This window comes from Pseudomonas sp. CP4 (assembly GCF_047758505.1).
Lineage (GTDB): Bacteria > Pseudomonadota > Gammaproteobacteria > Pseudomonadales > Pseudomonadaceae > Aquipseudomonas > Aquipseudomonas fluorescens_AO.
In genome coordinates, this window is sequence record NZ_CP180489.1 from 1,244,725 (window position 1) to 1,262,660 (window position 17,936).

Consider the following 17,936-nt stretch of genomic DNA (forward strand, 5'->3'; position numbering starts at 1 on the left):
AGACACGCTGTTGATCGACGAAACGGATTTTCCTGACCTTTAAGTCAGAAAACCATTGACCGAAAAGTCAGACCTGCTAAATTCGGTTCACGTCGGTTAACAACAATAATGAGTCTGCGAGGCCTTCCGTGATCCAGTTTTTACTTAACCAGGAACTCCGTAGCGAGCACGCCCTGGACCCGAATCTGACTGTGCTCAATTACCTGCGCGAACACGTGGGCAAGCCCGGCACCAAAGAAGGTTGCGCCAGCGGCGACTGCGGCGCCTGCACTGTGGTGATAGGCGAGTTGCAGACCGATGAAACGGGGCGTGAACACATTCGCTATCGCAGCCTCAATTCGTGCCTGACTTTCGTCTCGTCCTTGCACGGCAAACAACTGATCAGCGTTGAAGACCTCAAGCACAAGGGCGAACTGCACAGCGTGCAGAAAGCCATGGTCGAGTGTCACGGTTCGCAGTGCGGCTTCTGCACCCCCGGTTTCGTGATGTCGCTGTTCGCCCTGCAAAAGAACAGCGATGCGCCGGATCAGGCCAAGGCCCACGAAGCACTGGCCGGCAACCTCTGCCGCTGCACTGGCTACCGGCCGATTCTCGCCGCTGCCGAACAATCCTGCTGCGCCAAGCCTGCGGATCAATTCGACGCCCGCGAAGCCGAAACCATCGCCCGCCTCAAGGCCATCGCGCCGACCGATATCGGTGAACTCAACAGCGGTGACAAACGCTGCCTGGTGCCGCTGACCGTCGCTGACCTGGCCGACCTCTACGACGCTTATCCACAAGCGCGGCTGCTCGCCGGCGGCACCGATCTGGCGCTGGAAGTCACCCAGTTCCACCGCACCCTGCCGGTGATGATCTACGTCGGCAACGTCGCCGAAATGAAGCGCATCGAAACCTTCGCAGACCGCATCGAAATCGGCGCCGCCACCGCCCTCTCCGACTGCTACGAGGCGTTGAATGCCGAATATCCGGACTTCGGCGAATTGCTGCATCGCTTCGCCTCGCTGCAAATCCGCAACCAGGGCACCCTCGGCGGCAACATCGGCAACGCCTCGCCGATCGGTGACTCGCCACCGCTGCTGATCGCCCTCGGCGCGCAGATCGTGCTGTGCAAAGGCGAGACCCGCCGCACCCTGAACCTGGAAGATTACTTCATCGACTACCGCGTCACCGCGCGGCAGGAAAGCGAATTCATCGAAAAAATCATCGTCCCGCGCGCCAGCGCCGAGCAGTTGTTCCGTGCCTATAAAGTGTCGAAGCGCCTGGACGACGACATCTCCGCCGTCTGCGCTGCCTTCAATCTGCGCGTGGACAATGGCGTGATCAGCGACGCCCGAGTGGCCTTCGGCGGCATGGCGGCGATTCCGAAACGCGCTGCGCACTGCGAAGCCGTGTTGCGAGGCGCGCCGTTCAACAACGCCGTGATCGAACGCGCCTGCGCCGCGCTGGCCGAGGATTTCACACCGCTCTCGGACTTCCGTGCCAGCAAGGAATATCGCCTGCTCAGCGCGCAGAACCTGCTGCGCAAATACTTCATCGAACTGCAAACACCGCACATCGAGACTCGGGTGACCGCTTATGTCTAACCATCACGCCGTAGAGAAGACCCAGGCTGAACTGGCCGAACTGTTCGCCCAGGACCTGACCACCGGTGTCGGCCGCAGCGTCAAGCACGACAGCGCCGCCAAGCATGTGTCCGGTGAAGCGCAGTACATCGATGATCGCCTGGAATTTCCCAATCAGTTGCACCTCTATGCACGCCTGTCAGACCGCGCCCACGCGAAAATCCTTAGCATCGACACGCAGCCGTGCTACGCCTTCGAAGGCGTGCGCATTGTCATCACCCACGAAGACGTGCCGGGCCTGAAAGACATCGGCCCGCTGATGCCGGGCGATCCGCTGCTGGCCATCGATGACGTGCAGTTCGTCGGCCAACCGGTGCTGGCGGTCGCGGCGAAAGATCTGGAAACCGCGCGCAAAGCGGCGATGGCGGCGATCATCGAATACGAAGATCTGGAACCGGTGCTCGACGTCGTCGAAGCCCTGCGCAAACGCCATTTCGTGCTCGACAGCCACACCCATCAGCGCGGCGATTCTGTCTCTGCACTGGCCACGGCCGAACACCGCATTCAGGGCACGCTGCACATTGGCGGCCAGGAGCACTTTTATCTGGAGACACAAATCTCCTCGGTAATGCCCACCGAAGACGGCGGCATGATCGTCTACTGCTCGACGCAGAACCCGACCGAAGTGCAGAAACTGGTCGCCGAAGTGCTCGACGTGTCGATGAACAAGATCGTCGTCGACATGCGCCGCATGGGCGGTGGTTTCGGTGGCAAGGAAACCCAGGCCGCGAGCCCGGCGTGCCTGTGCGCGGTGGTCGCGCACCTCACCGGCCAGCCGACCAAGATGCGCCTGCCGCGCGTCGAAGACATGTTGATGACCGGCAAGCGCCACCCGTTCTACGTCGAATACGACGTCGGTTTCGACAGCAGCGGCCGTCTGCACGGGATCAACATGGAGCTGGCCGGCAACTGCGGCTGCTCGCCGGACTTGTCCGCCTCGATCGTTGATCGGGCGATGTTCCACTCGGACAACTCCTACTACCTCGGCGATGCGACCATCAACGGCCATCGCTGCAAGACCAACACCGCGTCGAACACCGCTTACCGTGGCTTCGGTGGCCCGCAAGGCATGGTCGCCATCGAAGAAGTGATGGATGCGATTGCCCGGCACTTGAAGCTCGACCCGCTGGCGGTGCGCAAGGCCAACTATTACGGCAAGACCGAACGCAACGTCACGCATTACTACCAGACCGTCGAGCACAACATGCTCGAAGAGATGACCGCCGAACTGGAAGAAAGCAGCCAGTACGCCGAGCGTCGTGAAGCGATCCGTCGCTACAACGCCAACAGCCCGATCCTGAAAAAAGGTCTGGCGCTGACGCCGGTGAAGTTCGGTATTTCCTTCACCGCCAGTTTCCTCAATCAGGCCGGTGCGCTGATCCACATCTACACCGACGGCAGCATCCACTTGAACCATGGCGGCACGGAAATGGGTCAGGGCCTGAACACCAAAGTCGCGCAGGTCGTGGCGGAAGTGTTTCAGGTCGAAATCGACCGTGTGCAGATCACTGCGACCAACACCGATAAAGTGCCGAACACCTCGCCGACCGCAGCCTCCAGCGGCGCCGACCTGAACGGCAAAGCCGCGCAGAACGCAGCACAGACGATCAAGCAACGCCTGGTCGAATTCGCCGCACGGCACTACAAGGTCAGCGAAGAAGACGTCGAATTCCGCAACGGTCACGTGCGGGTGCGCGAGCAGATTCTGACCTTCGAAGCGCTGATCCAGCAGGCATATTTCAATCAGGTTTCGCTGTCGAGCACCGGCTTCTACAAGACCCCGAAAATCTACTACGACCGCAGTCAGGCTCGGGGTCGTCCGTTCTATTACTTCGCTTTCGGCGCGGCCTGCTGCGAAGTGATCGTTGACACCCTGACCGGCGAATACAAGATGCTGCGCACCGACATCCTGCATGACGTCGGCGCCTCGCTGAACCCGTCGATCGACATCGGTCAGGTCGAGGGTGGCTTTGTCCAGGGCATGGGCTGGCTGACCATGGAAGAGCTGGTCTGGAACAACAAAGGCAAGCTGATGACCAACGGCCCGGCCAGCTACAAGATCCCGGCGGTGGCGGACATGCCACTGGATCTGCGGGTGAAACTGGTGGAAAACCGCAAGAACCCGGAAGACACGGTGTTCCACTCCAAAGCCGTCGGTGAGCCGCCGTTCATGCTCGGCATCGCCGCGTGGTGCGCGATCAAGGACGCGGTGGCGAGCCTCGGTGATTATCAGCATCAGCCGCAAATCGACGCCCCGGCCACACCGGAGCGGGTGTTGTGGGGCTGCGAGCAGATGCGCCAGCTCAAAGCGGTGAAAGCCGTCGAAGCTGAAACCGAGCTGGCTCCGCTCTAGGACCGAGGCGCGGCCATTCGCTGGCAAGCCAGCTCTCACAGGGTTTTGTGGTGCTCACAGAATTTGGATTCAACACAAATCCTGTGGGAGCTGGCTTGCCAGCGAATAGGCCCGAACAGACAACGATGTTGTAGGGGTGACATATGTACAACTGGATCGACGCCCTCGCCGACCTGCAGAACCAGGGCGAGCCCTGTGTGCTGGTGACGATCATCGAAGAACTCGGCTCGACGCCACGCAACGCCGGCTCGAAAATGGTCGTCAGCGCCGACCGCCTGTTCGACACCATCGGTGGCGGGCATCTGGAATTCAAAGCCATGCAGATCGCCCGCGAGATGCTCGCCAGCGGCAAGCAGGACACCCATCTGGAGCGCTTCAGCCTCGGCGCCAGCCTCGGCCAGTGCTGCGGCGGCGCCACGGTGTTGCTGTTCGAACCAATGGGCCAAGTCCAGGCGCAGATTGCCGTGTTCGGTGCCGGCCACGTCGGTCGCGCCCTCGTCCCGCTGCTGGCCAGCCTGCCCTGCCGGGTGCGCTGGATCGATTCGCGCGAGGCCGAGTTCCCTGAACACATCCCCCACGGCGTGCGTAAAATCGCCAGCGAAGAACCGGTCGATGAAGTCGATGACCTGCCCGCCGGCAGCTACTGCATCGTCATGACCCACAACCATCAGCTTGATCTGGAACTGACCGCCGCGATTCTCAAGCGCAACGATTTCACCTGGTTCGGCCTGATCGGCTCGAAAACCAAACGCGCCAAATTCGAACACCGCCTGCGCGATCGTGGTTTCGAGCCGAGCGTGGTGCAGCGCATGCGCTGCCCGATGGGCATCGGCGAAGTCAAAGGCAAACTGCCTGTGGAAATCGCCATCTCCATCGCCGGCGAAATCATCGCCACCTACAACGCCAACTTCGGCCAGCACAGCGCCCGCGCCGAACCGATTGCCCGACTGCTGCCCGCCTCGCGCCGCAGCCAGTCCGCCAAACTCAAAGCCTCAAACTGATTAGAGAACCCTCATGCCTTTGACTCGCAAAGCCTACCGCGCCGCCATTCTGCACAGCATTGCCGACCCTGCCGAAGTCGGTATCGAAGCCTCCTATGAATATTTCGAGGACGGCCTGCTGGTGGTCGATGACGGCAAGATCAGCGCCCTCGGCCACGCCAGCGAACTGCTGCCAACCCTGCCGGCGGATATCGAGATCAACCATTATCAGGATGCGCTGATCACCCCGGGCTTTATCGATACGCACATTCACCTGCCGCAAACCGGGATGGTCGGCTCCTATGGCGAGCAATTGCTCGACTGGCTGAACACCTACACCTTCCCCTGCGAAAGCCAGTTTGGCGACAAGGCCCACGCCGACGAAGTGGCCGATATTTTCATCAAGGAACTGCTGCGCAACGGCACCACCACGGCGCTGGTGTTCGGCAGCGTGCATCCGCAATCGGTGAATTCGTTTTTCGAGGCGGCCGAGAAGCTCGACCTGCGCATGATCGCCGGCAAGGTGATGATGGACCGCAATGCCCCGGATTATCTGGTCGATACCGCTGAATCCAGCTACGTCGACAGCAAGGCGCTGATCGAGCGCTGGCACGGCAAGGGCCGTTTGCACTATGCGGTGACGCCGCGCTTCGCCCCCACCAGCACCCCGGAACAACTGACCCTCGCCGGGCAACTGCTCACGGAATATCCGGATCTGTACATGCAGACCCACATCAGCGAAAACCTCAAGGAAATCGAGTGGGTCAAAGAGCTGTTTCCGGAGCGCAAGGGCTACCTCGACGTCTACGATCACTACCAGTTGCTCGGCGAACGCTCGGTGTTTGCCCACGGCGTGCACTTGTGTGACGAAGAATGCGCGCGACTGGCAGAAACCGGCTCGGCGATCTCGTTCTGCCCGACCTCGAACCTGTTCCTCGGCAGCGGCCTGTTCAACCTGCCGATGGCGGAAAAACACAAGCTCAATGTCGGCCTCGGCACCGACGTCGGCGGCGGCACCAGTTTCTCGCTGCTGCAGACGCTGAACGAAGCGTACAAAGTGATGCAACTGCAAGGCGCGCGCCTGAGCCCGTTCAAGTCGCTGTACCTGGCAACGCTGGGTGGCGCGCGGGCGCTGCGCCTGGAAGACAGGATCGGCAACCTGCAACCGGGCTCCGATGCCGACTTTCTGGTACTGGATTACAACGCCACGCCGCTGCTGAGTTATCGCTTGAAGCAGTCCAATAACATTGCCGAGACGTTGTTTGTGTTGATGACCTTGGGTGATGACCGGACGGTGCAGCAGACTTACGCTGCGGGGGCGCTGGTGCATCAGCGATAAGCCTCTTCGTGCTGATCGTTCCCACGCTCTGCGTGGGAATGCCTCAAGGGACGCTCCGCGTCCAGTGACGCGGAGCGTCACGGTCTGCATTCCCACGCAGAGCGTGGGAACGATCAGTCAGGCAAAAAAAATCCCCCGCACCTTTCCAGCTGCGGGGGATTTTTTTTAATCAATGAGATCAGAGCTTGGCCGCTGGACGCCCTGGCTTCTTGGTCTGCAACAAATGCGAGAACACCGCATGCAGATCATCCGACGCGCCTTCCTCGTCGAGGTTGAGCTTGCTGTCGATGTGATCCATGTGATGCATCATCAGGTTCACCGCCAGCTCACCGTCGCGTTTCTCGATCGCGTCGATCAACTGGGTGTGTTCATCGTACGAGCAATGCGAGCGGTTGCCGCTTTCGTACTGGGCGATGATCAATGAAGTCTGCGACACCAGGCTGCGCTGGAAGCTGATCAACGGCGCGTTCATCGCCGCCTCCGCCAGCTTCAGGTGGAATTCGCCCGACAGCCGAATACCGGCGCCGCGATCGCCGCGCGAGAAACTGTCGCGCTCATCGTTGACCATCTGCCGCAGCTCGGCGATCTGCTCGGCAGTGGCATGTTGCACCGCCAATTCAGTGATCGCCCGCTCGACCAGACGCCGGGCGAGAAACACCTGACGCGCTTCCTCAACACTCGGGCTGGCGACGACGGCGCCACGGTTCGGCCGCAACAGCACCACTCCTTCATGGGCCAGACGCGACAGCGCGCGGCGAATGATGGTGCGGCTGACCCCGAAGATTTCCCCCAGCGCTTCTTCGCTCAATTTGGTGCCGGGCGCCAGACGCTGTTCGAGGATGGCCTCGAAGATATGCGCGTAGACAATATCGTCCTGGGTTCCGCTGCGGCCGGCTTTGCCTGCTCGCGGTTGTTTCTTGAGGGGTTGCAACTGTTCGTTCATGGGCACTCGAGTCGGGAAAGCTGCGGCGAATAGACCGTGACTGTAATACGGCACAGTAGGTCGCTGGCAAGTATCGCGTAAAAAACAGCGCGATTGTACACAATGAATGGTGGCAACACGACTGTACGGCTGTTTGCGCCTGCGGCTGTATTGCAACGGTTTGTCAGGTTTGAGTTTAGGCTTGATCGCAGAATCCGCTGCATGACCGCGATCCTCCCACAGAGGTTCTGTGTTGTGGCGGACATCTCCATTGCTATAAGGAACACCGCCGTCATGACCGACGCCACCCACGCCCGCCTGCGCCCTCTTGCCGACACTTCGCCTTCCGCCATCGTCGCCGGTTTCATCGCGATGATGACCGGTTACACCAGCTCGCTGGTGCTGATGTTCCAGGCCGGACAAGCGGCCGGCCTGAGCAGCGTGCAGATTTCTTCGTGGATCTGGGCGATTTCGATCGGCATGGCCGTATGTTCGATCGGTCTGTCGCTGCGCTATCGCACACCGATCACCATTGCCTGGTCGACCCCCGGCGCGGCATTGCTGATCACCAGCCTGGGCGGTGTCAGTTACGGCGAGGCGATCGGCGCCTATGTCACTTGCGCGGTACTGGTGACGATCTGCGGCCTGACCGGCAGCTTCGAACGTCTGGTGAAAAAGATCCCGGCCTCTTTGGCGGCCGCTCTGCTGGCAGGGATTCTGTTCAAGATCGGCAGCGAAATCTTCGTCGCCGCGCAACACCGTACCGGACTGGTGCTGGGGATGTTTTTCACCTATCTGGTGGTCAAGCGCCTGTCGCCACGCTATGCCGTGCTCGCGGCGCTGCTGATCGGCACTGCACTGTCGGGCTTGATGGGGCTGCTGGATTTCAGCGCCTTTCATCTGGAAGTGGCCACGCCGGTCTGGACTACGCCACATTTTTCCCTGGCGGCGACCATCAGCATTGGCATTCCGCTGTTCGTGGTGGCGATGACCTCGCAGAACATGCCCGGCATCGCCGTGCTGCGTGCCGATGGCTATAACGTCCCGGCCTCGCCACTGATCACTACCACCGGCATCGCCTCGCTGTTGCTGGCGCCGTTCGGCTCCCACGGCATCAACCTCGCGGCCATCAGCGCAGCGATCTGCACCGGCCCGCATGCCCACGAAGATCGCAGCAAGCGTTACACCGCCGCGGTGTGGTGCGGCGTGTTCTACGGGATTGCCGGGGTGTTCGGCGCGACGCTGGCGGCGTTGTTTGCCGCATTACCGAAAGAACTGGTGCTGTCGATTGCCGCGCTGGCGTTGTTCGGTTCGATCATCAATGGCTTGAGCATTGCCATGACTGAGGCGAAGGAACGTGAAGCGGCGTTGATCACCTTTATGGTCACGGCGTCGGGGTTGACGCTGTTTTCCATCGGTTCGGCGTTCTGGGGGATTGTTGCGGGGGTGGTGACGCTGGTGATTTTGAATTGGCGTAAAGCCTAAAAGCAAAGATCGCAGCCTTCGGCAGCTCCCACAGGAGATCGCGTTCCCCTGTAGGAGCTGACGAGTAAAACGAGGCTGCGATCTTTTGATCCACGAAAAAAAACGGCGACCCGAAGGTCGCCGTTTTTTCAGTATCACTTGGCCGCGTTGATCGGCTTTTCTGGATACCACACGTCCAGCAGCGGGCTGACTTCGTACTTGGTCAGCTCGGAGCGGTTTTTCAGCCAGGCTTCAACGGCAGCGCGCTGCTCTTCGTTGACCGAGCCACGCTTCTGCAGGCACACCAGACCGAAGTCGTCGCCGCCAACATAACCCAGACCGTTGGCTTCCATGGCTTCTTTGATGAATGCTTCGAGGAAAGCGTCAATGGCTTCTTCGGACAAGTCTTCTTTGAAGTCCAGGTTCAGTTCGAAACCCAGCTCTTGAAATTCATCAACGCACAGTTTTTTGCGCAGACGCTGGGAACGGTTAGTCGCCATTGGAACAATCCTCTTAAGTAATAACGGCCGGCACTTTACCAGTTTAAGCCAGCGATTGCCCGACTCTCTGGCCGCTGCAGCCGACCGCCTGTAAAAAAATAAGCGTTTGGCCGGTCCCCACACGGCACAAGCTGTTACAGCTTGGGGCATAATGCCGACACTTTCATGACCACTGAGGGCCTTTTCATCCATGTCCTCGTCTTTTTTCCCCTCTTTAGCAGGGTTTTATTGCATATGATCAAATCGTTGCGTCCACTGTTTCTCGCCGGCCTTCTTCTGCCTCTGGCCTTGCCTGTCTCCGCTGCCACCATCAACACTTCCCTCACCCCGAACGTCGAAAAAGCCCTCAAGGCCAGCAAGCTGCAGCCCACCGCGCTGTCGCTGGTGATGGTGCCGCTCGACGGTCCGGGTACACCGACCGTGTTCAACGCCGACGTGTCGGTCAATCCGGCGTCGACGATGAAACTGGTCACCACTTATGCGGCGCTGGAAATGCTCGGCCCCAACCATCAGTGGAAAACCGAGTTCTACACCGACGGCGACCTGAGCGGCGGCATTCTCAACGGCAACCTCTACCTCAAGGGTGGCGGTGACCCGAAGCTGAACATGGAGAAACTCTGGCTGTTGATGCGCGACCTGCGCGCCAACGGCGTGACGCAGATCACCGGCGACCTGATCCTCGACCGCAACTTCTTCGTGCAGCCGCAATTGCCGGAATTCAACGATGACGGCAACGACGACAACAAGCCGTTCCTGGTCAAGCCCGATTCGCTGCTGGTCAACCTCAAGGCCCTGCGCTTCGTCGCGCGCAATGACGGTGGCCGCGTGTTGATTTCGGTGGAGCCGCCGATTGCCAGCATTCGTATCGAAAACACCGTCAAGGCCCTGCCGTCCAAGCAATGCACCGGCGGCGTGCGCTACAACCCGGTGCCGCAGGCCGATGGCAGCGTGACCGTGACCGTTGGCGGCCAGTTGGGCGAAGGCTGCAGCTCGCAGACTTACCTGTCGCTGCTCGACCACGCGACCTACACCGCCGGCGCCGTGCGGGCGATCTGGAAGGAACTGGGTGGCAGCATTCAGGGCAAGGATCGCCTGGCGCCAACGCCGAGCAGCGCCAAACTGCTCGCCCGCGCGTACTCGCCGGATCTGGCCGAGATCATCCGCGACATCAACAAATACAGTAACAACACCATGGCCCAGCAGCTGTTCCTCAGCCTTGGCCAGCGTTTCCGCAACGATGCCGACGGTGACGACGCCCGGGCCGCGCAACGCGTGGTGCGTCAGTGGCTGGCGAAGAAAGGCATCACCGCGCCGCATCTGGTGATGGAAAACGGCTCCGGTCTGTCGCGGGCCGAGCGGGTCAGCGCGCGTGAGATGGCCAACATGCTGCAGGCCGCCTGGCACAGCCCGTACGCCGCCGAGTACATCAGCTCGCTGCCGATTGCCGGTACCGACGGCACCATGCGCAAACGCCTGAAAACCACGGCGATGCGCGGCGAAGCCCACGTCAAGACCGGCACGCTGAACACCGTGCGCGCGATCGCCGGTTTCAGCCGTGACGTGAACGGCAATACCTGGGCGGTGGTGGCGATCCTCAACGACAAGGCCCCGTTCGGCGCCTCGTCGGTGCTCGACCAGGTGCTGCTGGATCTGTACAAACAGCCAAAACTGCCGCAGACCGCTTCGGTGCTGTAGGCGCAGCAGATGCAATTGTGGGAGCGAGCCTGCTCGCGAAGGCGTCAGGTTCAGTCAGCATGTTCAGTGACTGTCACACCGCTTTCGCGAGCAGGCTCGCTCCCACAGAAAATCAGCGCCAGATCCCCTCTGCCCCACAGGGTCAGGTGTCAGGTTCGAATCAGCTCATCTCCCGCTCAACCCGATCCCGGCCATTCTGCTTCGCTGCGTAAACCCCTGAGTCAGCGCGCAGCAACAACGCATCCGCGCCCTCCCCCGGCCGCCAGCTGGCGATGCCGAAACTGGCGGTGACCACGCCAACCACATCCACCGGCGCGCTGCGCAGGCCTTCCCACAACTCCATCGCCAGCATGTACGCGTGCTCGCCGTCGATGTCCGGGCACAGCACCATGAACTCTTCGCCGCCCAAACGGCAGAACACATCGGTGCGACGCAGACGATGGCCAATTCGCTCGCAGACTGCTTGCAGCACACGGTCGCCGACGGCGTGGCCGTAATGGTCGTTGATGCGTTTGAAGTGGTCGATGTCGAGCATGATTACCGACAACTCGCCGCCGCCCCGCTCGACCCGGGCCATTTCCGTGGTCAGGCGTTCCTGGAAATAGCGACGGTTGTGAATGCCGGTCAGCGAATCAGTGATCGACAACGCGCGCAATTCTTCTTCCACGCGCTTGAGGTCGGAAATGTCCGAGATGTAGCCGTGCCACAGCACCCCGCCACCGGGCAGTTCCTCCGGCGTCGCTTCTCCGCGCACCCAGCGCAAGCCGCGCTCGGGCAGTTGCACGCGGTACTCCTCGCGCCACGGGCTGAGATTTTCCGCCGATTCACGGATCGATGAGCGCACGCGAATGGCGTCCTGTGGGTGGATGCGGCTGAAGATCGCCTCGGCGTCGAACAGCAGCGCGTCCGGCTCCAGCTCGTAGATCTCGCGGATGCCGTCGCTGGCATAGATCACGCTGAAACGCCCGTCGAATTCCATCTTGAACTGATAGATGCCGCCCGGAACATGGGCGCTGAGCTTCTTTAGCAGAATGTCCCGCGCCGCCAGTACTTCGTGAACGCGCTTGCGTTCGGTGATGTCGATGCAGATCGCCAGATGCCCGACCCACAGGCCTTGTTCGTCGAGCACCGGCGTAGCGAGCATGTTCACCGGCAGATGACTGCCGTCGCTGCGCACCAGCGTCCACTCGCGTGCTTCATGGCCGCCGACTTCGCCGCCCTCGACCAGCATCGCGTGGCAGGTCGGAATACTTTTGCCATAGCGTGCGCTCAACTCGGCGGAACGCGCCGCCAGCTCGCGAGGTAGATGCAGGTTTTCCAGGGTCATGCGCCCGACCACTTCGGCGCTGCTGTAGCCGAGCATTTGCTCAGCCCCGGGGTTGAAAGTGTTGATCACTCCGCGCAGGTCGGTGGCGATGATCGCGACCTGGGTGGCGGCATTCAATACACCGCGCAACTGGCCGTGGGTGCCGCGCAGTTCCTGCTCACGCTCGTGCAGTTCCTGGGTGCGTACCTCGACCAGCCGCACCGCGCGCTGGCGCTGACTGACCAGCACGTAAAGCAAGGCACTGAGCAGCGCGCTGAGCAAGCCGCCGAGAATGATCACGCTGCCCACCGAAGAATGGTTGGCCTGCATGAACGCGTAACTTGGCAAGATATCGACCTGATAATCGTGATCGGCCATGCGCAGCAAACGCGTCGCCGCCAGATCGCCGGGCACCGCCTCGTTGGTCGACTCGAACAACGCCTCGTGCTGACCCTGGGTCGACAAGTCGAGAATCCGCACCGACAGATAATCGTGCAGGGCATCGGGCAGACCGTCGGCGAGCAACTGGCGCATGCTGATCACCGCCATCACGTAACCGAGCGGCTGCGACTCGCCCGGGCGAATGACCGGTGCCAGCAGCAAAACCCCGCGCGCGTAGGACGACTCGATGCCTACCAGATGCATCGGTTTTGACACGACCATGCTGCCGAGGTGGTCGGCGCGCTGCAGTGTTTCGCGGCGCAAGGGTTGGGCGAGCAAGTCGTAGCCCAGCGGGGGCGCCAGTCGACTTTGGGTCTGGGTATAGAGCACCGGCACGTATGCGTCACGCGGCGGCGCCAGTTGCAATTCGCCTTTGGCGTCCAGTTCACGAATGGTGAAATCGCTCAGGCCTTCATCACGCACGCGCTGTTCGAACGCAGCCCGATCGGCGCCAGCGACTTTCGGGGCGTAGGTGTAGGCTTGGGTGCGCAGCAACAAGGGGCGGGAGTAACCGTCGAATTCGGCGCGGGACACCGATTCGGAGTTGGCAAAAAACCGGCGCAGACCATCGAGACGTTGCTCCTGGTCCTGAAAACGTTCGGCGATGCGGCTGTAGCGTTCATTGGCCAGCAGCTGGAAACGCTGACGCGATTGTTGCTGAAACTGATTGAAGGTGCCCCATGCGAGCAGCCCGGTGAGAATCCCGCCGGCAAGCAATACCAACAGCGCGACCAGCCAGGCTGAGACGTCTTCGCTGATGAAACCGAGGATTTTCGGGCGCACGGGGTGCAACGGCATAAGCACGACTCACTCCGCCAGATTCCCGGGAAAAACCCCATTGGCGGTGAGTGAGTTATAGCTATTAGCCACTAATTTAGCTAGCACCGCTGGATCCACCGAGCCGTTAAAAATCAACGCTCTGTGGATCCAACCGGCGAAAGCGTCAACGAGCCGTGATTTTCCAGGCGCGGTGGATCTTGGTATTGCGGGCAAAATCCGGATCAATGGTCTGCGCGCTGATTTCCTCGACCGCATAACGCTCGGCGAGATTTTCCTCCAACTGGAACTTGCGGAAGTTGTTGGAGAAATACAGCACGCCACCCGGTGCCAGACGCGCCATGGCCAGGTCAATCAACTGCACCTGATCGCGCTGCACGTCGAAGATGCCTTCCATGCGCTTGGAGTTGGAGAACGTCGGCGGGTCGATGAAGATCAGGTCGTATTCGTCGCGGCTGCTTTCCAGCCACGCCATGACGTCGCCCTGCTCCAGACGGTTCTTGTCCGAGAAGCCATTCAGCGACAGGTTGCGCCGCGCCCAGTCCAGATAGGTTTTCGACAGGTCGACGCTGGTGGTGCTGCGCGCGCCGCCCTTGGCCGCGTGCACGCTGGCAGTCGCGGTGTAGCAGAACAGATTCAGGAAGCGTTTGCCGGCCGCCTCTTTCTGGATACGCATGCGCATCGGCCGGTGATCGAGGAACAGGCCGGTGTCGAGGTAATCGGTAAGGTTGACCAGCAGCTTCACGCCACCTTCATTGACCTCGACGAACTTGCCCTGCGCAGCCTGACGCTCGTACTGTTTGGTGCCACTCTGGCGCTCGCGGCGTTTCACCACCACGCGGTTCTTGTCGACATTCAACGCCTGCGGAATGGCCGCCAGCGCATCGAACATACGCGCCGAAGCCTTTTCCGGGTCGATGGATTTCGGCGCGGCGTATTCCTGAACGTGCACCCAGTCGTGGTACAGATCAATGGCCATCGCGTATTCCGGCATGTCGGCATCGTAAACGCGGTAGCAATCGATGGCTTCGCGCTTGACCCACTTGCCCATTGCCTTGAGATTTTTCTGCAAGCGATTGGCAAACATCTGCCCGCCTTCGCTCAGGCGCGGCTGTTCGATCACTGGCGCCGGGGCTGGCGTCGGCTTGATCGGGTTACCGTTCTTGTTGAACTTGCGCTCTTGCGGTTCATCCGGGGTCTGATCGTAAGCGGCTTGCTCGCGCTCGGCCTGACGCTGTTCCGGGGTGCGGCGTTCGCCAGTGACGAACTGATCCGGCAAGACCTTGATCAGCAACAGCTTGCACGGCAGCGCGCCGTTCCAGAACGAATATTGCTTATGGCTGCGAATGCCCATGCGCTTGCCCAGATCCGGGGCGCCGGTGAACACCGCCGCTTCCCAGTTCAGGCAGGCCTGACGCAGACGCTCGCCCAGATTCTGGTAGAGATAAAGCAGGCTCGCTTCGTCACCGAGACGCTCGCCGTACGGCGGATTGCAGATGACCAGGCCTTTCTGGTTTTGATCCGGGCGCGGCTCGAAGGTCGCCACTTCGCCCTGGTAGATCTTGATCCACTCGCTGAGGCCGGCGCGTTCGACGTTGTTGCGGCCCGGCTGAATCAGACGAGGGTCAGCTTCATAACCGCGAATCCACAGCGGTGGCTTGGCCAGGCCAGCAGCGGCGCGCTCGGCGGCTTCTTCATGAAGTTTTTTCCACAGCGCCGGTACGTGACCGAGCCACGCGGTAAAGCCCCACTGCTCGCGACGCAGGTTCGGCGCCATGTCGGCGGCGATCATCGCTGCTTCGACGAGGAATGTGCCGACACCGCACATCGGGTCAGCCAGTGCGCCACCTTCGGCAGCAATACGCGGCCAGCCGGAACGAATCAGGATGGCGGCGGCAAGGTTTTCCTTCAGCGGCGCCGCGCCCTGCTGCAAGCGGTAGCCGCGCTGGTGCAGGCTGTGGCCGGACAGGTCGAGGGACAGAATCGCTTCGCCGCGATCCAGACGCAGGTGAATGCGCAAGTCCGGGTTGAGCTTGTCGATCGACGGGCGGTCGCCCTGCGGCGTGCGCAGCTTGTCGACGATTGCGTCTTTGACTTTCAGCGCGCCGAAATGGGTGTTGTCGATGCCCGAGCCGTGGCCGCTGAATTCGACGGCCAGGGTGCCGTCGCTGAGCATGTGATCCTGCCAGTCAATGTCGAGCACGCCGTGGTAGAGGTCTTCGGCGTCTTTCATCGGGAAACGCTTGAGCACCAGCAACACGCGGTTCGCCAGACGCGACCAGAGGCACAGGCGATAGGCGGTTTCCATGGTTGCCATGCCACGCACGGCGGAGGTGTGCTCGCGCGCTTCTTCAAGGCCAAGCCCGACGGCTTCCTCGATGAGCAGGCCTTCAAGGCCTTTGGGGCAAGTGAGGAAGAGTTCGAAACGATCGGACATGGTAATTCCAGAGCCTTTGGCTAGTGGGCCGGCAACGCATTGCCGACCCGGTTTTCAATCAGGCGCTTTTCTGAAAGAGCGCCCGCGTGGCACGAAGGTGTGCCGTTCCATCCCCGCTGCTCGGGTTAAAAGAGCTTAGATGCCGGGACAGATAAAAAAGTTGGTGCAACAAAAAGACTGAAAGCGACCCTTCGTCGAATAGTACCCAAGCGCAAACGTGGGTCATTCTCACTAAGGATTGACCCGCTGGATCAGCGGGGCGCCGATCATACCGGGGTTTGCGCAATGCACGTTGAATAAATACGCAGTTACTTATCGCCATAGCATCCTTTCCGTTACGTGCTTATGACAAAACGATCATTCCCTCGATGTGACTCATTGGTTAGAACTGAGCGCAGGTTGACGTCGCAACGGCGTCAACACCTTGGCTCGCCACGCCGGCAGCGAGCCGCACAATGGCAGGTTTTTTTCTGCCAGACCTCAATTGAGGTCAACGCGACACTACAGTCAACAAGTGAGGGAAACACCCTATGAGAAGACTTAAGCGTGATCCGTTGGAAAGAGCATTTTTGCGCGGATATCAATATGGCGTTGGTGGTAAATCCCGTGAGCTTTGCCCATTTACTCTACCGTCGGTACGCCAAGCCTGGATCAACGGCTGGCGAGAAGGACGCGGCGACAACTGGGACGGTATGACCGGCACTGCGGGAATCCACAGACTCAACGAACTTCACGCCGTCGGCTGACACAGGGCATTTATTCCGACACGACAATCTGAATCTGCATTGAATTAACCACGCACGTCCTTCCCGGACGGCGGGCTACGGCCCAGGGGCTCCTTCGAGGAGCCCTTTTTATTGCCTGCAAAAAAGGTTAATCGGGATCCACGTGGCGAGGGGATTTATCCCCGCTCGGCTGCGCAGCAGTCGCGAAGTCGGAACTTCAATTTAACTGGCATATCAATGTGCAAGGTTTGGGGCTGCTGGGCAGCCCAGCGGGGATAAATCCCCTCGCCACAAAGGCTCCCACAAGGCCTCCGCAATCCTCAGCGCAGCGCGGCGATGGCGTCTACCGATTCACGAATCAGCGCCGGGCCTTTGTAGATGAAGCCCGAATAGATCTGCACCAGGCTCGCGCCGGCAGTGATCTTCTCCGCCGCATGCTTGCCTTCGGTAATACCGCCCGCAGCGATGATCGGCAAACGCCCGGCCAACTCGCCCGCCAGCACTTTCACCGTGTTGGTGCTCTTCTCACGCACCGGCGCGCCGGACAGACCACCCGCCTCGTCGCCATGCTCCATGCCTTCGACGCCGACACGGCTCAGGGTGGTGTTGGTGGCGATGACCGCGTCCATGCCGGTTTCGATCAACGCCTGGGCCACCTGCGCAGTTTCTTCGTCGGTCATGTCCGGCGCGATCTTGATCGCCAGCGGCACATGCTTGCCGTGACGCAACGCCAGTTCAGCGCGGCGCGTGGCCAGATCCGCGAGCAATTGCTTGAGCGAATCACCGAACTGCAGGCTGCGCAGGCCCGGGGTGTTTGGCGAGCTGACGTTGACGGTGACGTAGCTGGCGTGGGCGTAAACCTTGTCCAGGCAGATCAGGTAATCGTCGACCGCACGCTCGACCGGGGTGTCGAAATTCTTGCCAATGTTGATGCCCAGCACGCCCTTGTATTTTGCCGCAGCGACCCGCGCCAGCAAATTATCCACGCCAAGGTTGTTGAAACCCATGCGGTTGATGATCGCGTCGGCTTCCGGCAGGCGGAAGATCCGTGGTTTCGGGTTACCCGGTTGTGGACGCGGGGTCACGGTGCCGATTTCAACGAAGCCAAAGCCCAGTTGCGCAAAACCATCGATGGCCGCGCCGTTCTTGTCCAGGCCTGCCGCAAGCCCCACCGGGTTCGGGAACTCCAGCCCCATGACGGTCACCGGCATCTTTGCCGGTGCCTTGCACAACAAGCCGTTGAGGCCCAAACGTCCACCCGCGCCGATCAGATCCAGCGACAGATCGTGGGAGGTTTCCGGGGAAAGTTTGAACAACAGCTGACGGGCCAGGGTGTACATGGGCGGCAATGACTCGGGCGGCGAAAAGAGGCGGC

12 protein-coding genes are annotated in these 17,936 nt (G+C 60.8%); 7 read left to right on the forward strand and 5 right to left on the reverse strand.

Annotated elements, in window-relative coordinates; translation table 11 throughout:
• Window positions 1–128: 128 nt before the first annotated feature.
• From xdhA to guaD, 4 genes are all read left to right on the forward strand, one after another.
• Complete coding sequence (xdhA, locus tag ACMYUN_RS05400) at window positions 129–1,583, forward strand: xanthine dehydrogenase small subunit (RefSeq protein ID WP_415763169.1); 1,455 nt, start codon at window positions 129–131, stop codon at window positions 1,581–1,583.
• Window positions 1,576–3,975: a xanthine dehydrogenase molybdopterin binding subunit gene (gene xdhB / locus ACMYUN_RS05405; RefSeq protein WP_415763170.1), complete on the forward strand. Its 2,400-nt coding sequence runs from the start codon at window positions 1,576–1,578 to the stop codon at window positions 3,973–3,975. Before xdhA ends, xdhB begins: the two co-directional genes overlap by 8 nt.
• A 143-nt stretch (window positions 3,976–4,118) precedes the next feature.
• Complete coding sequence (gene xdhC / locus ACMYUN_RS05410) at window positions 4,119–4,976, forward strand: xanthine dehydrogenase accessory protein XdhC (RefSeq protein WP_415763171.1); 858 nt, start codon at window positions 4,119–4,121, stop codon at window positions 4,974–4,976.
• A 13-nt stretch (window positions 4,977–4,989) separates the two neighbouring features.
• Window positions 4,990–6,294: a guanine deaminase gene (gene guaD, locus ACMYUN_RS05415; RefSeq protein WP_056784189.1), complete on the forward strand. Its 1,305-nt coding sequence runs from the start codon at window positions 4,990–4,992 to the stop codon at window positions 6,292–6,294.
• 178 nt (window positions 6,295–6,472) lie between these two features.
• Here the strand turns inward: guaD and ACMYUN_RS05420 are convergent, their stop codons facing one another.
• On the reverse strand, window positions 6,473–7,237 hold the full coding sequence (locus tag ACMYUN_RS05420; protein WP_007918375.1) for a GntR family transcriptional regulator: 765 nt from the start codon (window positions 7,235–7,237) through the stop codon (window positions 6,473–6,475).
• Window positions 7,238–7,510: 273 nt separating this feature from the next.
• Here ACMYUN_RS05420 and ACMYUN_RS05425 point away from each other — a divergent pair, with 273 nt between their 5' ends.
• Complete coding sequence (locus ACMYUN_RS05425; RefSeq protein WP_415763172.1) at window positions 7,511–8,701, forward strand: benzoate/H(+) symporter BenE family transporter; 1,191 nt, start codon at window positions 7,511–7,513, stop codon at window positions 8,699–8,701.
• Window positions 8,702–8,835: 134 nt separating this feature from the next.
• On the opposite strand, the gene ACMYUN_RS05430 is transcribed toward ACMYUN_RS05425, so the two are convergent.
• Complete coding sequence (locus ACMYUN_RS05430; protein ID WP_016773843.1) at window positions 8,836–9,180, reverse strand: YggL family protein; 345 nt, start codon at window positions 9,178–9,180, stop codon at window positions 8,836–8,838.
• Between the two features lie 234 nt (window positions 9,181–9,414).
• Here ACMYUN_RS05430 and dacB point away from each other — a divergent pair, with 234 nt between their 5' ends.
• Window positions 9,415–10,875, forward strand: coding sequence for a D-alanyl-D-alanine carboxypeptidase/D-alanyl-D-alanine-endopeptidase (gene dacB / locus ACMYUN_RS05435; RefSeq protein WP_039763007.1), 1,461 nt, complete (start codon window positions 9,415–9,417; stop codon window positions 10,873–10,875).
• Window positions 10,876–11,035: 160 nt separating this feature from the next.
• On the opposite strand, the gene ACMYUN_RS05440 is transcribed toward dacB, so the two are convergent.
• A complete protein-coding gene (locus tag ACMYUN_RS05440; RefSeq protein WP_415763173.1) occupies window positions 11,036–13,420 on the reverse strand; it encodes a diguanylate cyclase in 2,385 nt (794 codons plus the stop codon).
• 145 nt (window positions 13,421–13,565) lie between these two features.
• Window positions 13,566–15,836 carry a bifunctional 23S rRNA (guanine(2069)-N(7))-methyltransferase RlmK/23S rRNA (guanine(2445)-N(2))-methyltransferase RlmL gene (rlmKL, locus tag ACMYUN_RS05445; RefSeq protein WP_415763174.1) on the reverse strand — a complete coding sequence of 757 codons (2,271 nt, stop codon included), beginning with the start codon at window positions 15,834–15,836 and terminating at the stop codon, window positions 13,566–13,568.
• Between the two features lie 530 nt (window positions 15,837–16,366).
• Between rlmKL and rmf the strand changes: the two genes are divergently transcribed.
• Window positions 16,367–16,582 (forward strand): ribosome modulation factor, encoded by a 216-nt coding sequence (rmf, locus tag ACMYUN_RS05450; RefSeq protein WP_003223300.1) that lies wholly within the window; start codon window positions 16,367–16,369, stop codon window positions 16,580–16,582.
• Between the two features lie 299 nt (window positions 16,583–16,881).
• Here the strand turns inward: rmf and ACMYUN_RS05455 are convergent, their stop codons facing one another.
• Window positions 16,882–17,901: a quinone-dependent dihydroorotate dehydrogenase gene (locus tag ACMYUN_RS05455; protein ID WP_415763175.1), complete on the reverse strand. Its 1,020-nt coding sequence runs from the start codon at window positions 17,899–17,901 to the stop codon at window positions 16,882–16,884.
• Between the last annotated feature and the right edge of the window lie 35 nt (window positions 17,902–17,936).

Excerpts from the sequence above, each read along its gene's own strand:
- xdhB (WP_415763170.1), top strand. The coding sequence starts at position 1,576 with ATGTCTAACCATCACGCCGTAGAGAAGACCCAGGCTGAACTGGCCGAA.
- ACMYUN_RS05455 (WP_415763175.1), bottom strand. The coding sequence starts at position 17,901 with ATGTACACCCTGGCCCGTCAGCTGTTGTTCAAACTTTCCCCGGAAACC.
- rmf (WP_003223300.1), top strand. The coding sequence starts at position 16,367 with ATGAGAAGACTTAAGCGTGATCCGTTGGAAAGAGCATTTTTGCGCGGA.
- xdhC (WP_415763171.1), top strand. The coding sequence starts at position 4,119 with ATGTACAACTGGATCGACGCCCTCGCCGACCTGCAGAACCAGGGCGAG.
- guaD (WP_056784189.1), top strand. The coding sequence starts at position 4,990 with ATGCCTTTGACTCGCAAAGCCTACCGCGCCGCCATTCTGCACAGCATT.
- ACMYUN_RS05430 (WP_016773843.1), bottom strand. The coding sequence starts at position 9,180 with ATGGCGACTAACCGTTCCCAGCGTCTGCGCAAAAAACTGTGCGTTGAT.
- rlmKL (WP_415763174.1), bottom strand. The coding sequence starts at position 15,836 with ATGTCCGATCGTTTCGAACTCTTCCTCACTTGCCCCAAAGGCCTTGAA.
- ACMYUN_RS05420 (WP_007918375.1), bottom strand. The coding sequence starts at position 7,237 with ATGAACGAACAGTTGCAACCCCTCAAGAAACAACCGCGAGCAGGCAAA.
- ACMYUN_RS05440 (WP_415763173.1), bottom strand. The coding sequence starts at position 13,420 with ATGCCGTTGCACCCCGTGCGCCCGAAAATCCTCGGTTTCATCAGCGAA.
- dacB (WP_039763007.1), top strand. The coding sequence starts at position 9,415 with ATGATCAAATCGTTGCGTCCACTGTTTCTCGCCGGCCTTCTTCTGCCT.
- ACMYUN_RS05425 (WP_415763172.1), top strand. The coding sequence starts at position 7,511 with ATGACCGACGCCACCCACGCCCGCCTGCGCCCTCTTGCCGACACTTCG.